Raw genomic sequence first — 1,365 nt, forward strand, 5'->3', positions numbered from 1 at the left:
GTCGCTCGCAACAAGCTCAAAAGCGCTCAGCACCGACCTTCGATCATCGCCGCGTGCTGGATTCAGGCAACCTTGTGGTGACGTCATGATTTATGGAAAGGTCAATAGTACCATTTCCGCCCGCACCGCCGACAGGATTATTTGCCGTACCGCCAGTGCCCCCCGCTCCTCCTGTGCCCGAATCCGCTAAGAGACCATTGCCACCGGCACCACCATTGCCATTCGAACCGTTTTGAGCGCCCCCGCCAGGCCCCGCCAAGCCACCGGTGCCGCCACCGCCGCCTGCCCCCCCTTGAGAGCCCTCCCCGCCGAAGAAGCTACTTACGGCGCCACCCTGTCCGTCCGCATGGGATGAGGGTGAAAACAACACCACACCAGGCAATAAAGCCAGCAGGGTCAGAGAACGGCTTGATCCTTGTACGGTTGACTTTTTCTTACTCATGGAATGCACTGGCTTTGGCACAAGCGCCAGTTTTCTCAAACTATCAACGCCCCTTGGAATATGGAACTTACCGCTTCCGAAAGACTGCTTAAGTGCAATCCTGGGGCTAGACGATATTCTTCTTAAATCATTGAAGATGCGGCTTTGTTTGTGCATGCAGAATTTCAGAAGATTTTGTTAATCGGCGAGGCGAGGCAACGCCAAACGCGTCAGAAGCGCTTGATCACATTGCACTGGCCCCAACAGGAACTGGAGCCATCGTAGACGCGCTCCCCGAACGTCGCAAGGCGGTCAAGGGAGTTCACGACAGTTTCCAACAGATTTCAAATGAAACAATTAATTGGCATGACATTTAATGACAATTATGCATTGCGAATTTTTTATCATTTACATCCAAAGTACATAAATTCACTGGTTCTAATATGTGATCGAATTATTCGCTCTGGAATTGCTATTTTCTTGTCGAGATCGTCAGAGCGTGCAAAAGCACCATAGGCATATTGATCAGGCGCGCCGCCATCGGCGCAGCGTAGTCCACGGCGGTTCACACTGTCGGCCTGACGTGAAGTTGACCCAGAAAAACGGACATCTATCCTTTGGAGAAGGAGGTGCTGATTATGGGCAAGCATCGTACCCCGTACCCGGAGGAATTGCGGGCGCAAATGGTCCGGTTGGTGAAGGCAGGACGCAGGCCGGAGGAACTGGAAAATGAGTTCGAGCCCGACACGGGCGTGCGGCACGACGGTCTGACCACAGCAGAACGGCAGGAACTCGCGCGGCTGCGTCGCGAGAACCGTCAGCTGAAGATGGAGCGCGACATCCTCTCTATATGAGCGCCTCCTTTTGCACAAGATCCGTACGCTCCGAGTCCGACAGAATTGGTTGCATCTCTATATCCGGCTTGTTGCAGTCGACCTTCCGCT

General features: G+C 53.8%; 2 protein-coding genes. One reads left to right on the forward strand and one right to left on the reverse strand.

Going from position 1 to position 1,365, the window contains the following annotated elements; all coding sequences use genetic code 11:
* Positions 1-43 precede the first annotated feature (43 nt).
* Positions 44-598 (reverse strand): hypothetical protein, encoded by a 555-nt coding sequence (locus HV796_RS45615; RefSeq protein WP_175233570.1) that lies wholly within the window; start codon positions 596-598, stop codon positions 44-46.
* A gap of 461 nt (positions 599-1,059) precedes the next feature.
* On the opposite strand from HV796_RS45615, the gene HV796_RS42405 reads away from it, so the two are divergent.
* A complete protein-coding gene (locus tag HV796_RS42405) occupies positions 1,060-1,275 on the forward strand; it encodes a hypothetical protein (protein WP_217478248.1) in 216 nt (71 codons plus the stop codon).
* The last annotated feature ends 90 nt before the right edge of the window (positions 1,276-1,365 follow it).

The sequence above is a fragment of the Paraburkholderia humisilvae genome, assembly GCF_902859855.1.
In the GTDB taxonomy this organism is placed as follows: domain Bacteria; phylum Pseudomonadota; class Gammaproteobacteria; order Burkholderiales; family Burkholderiaceae; genus Paraburkholderia; species Paraburkholderia humisilvae.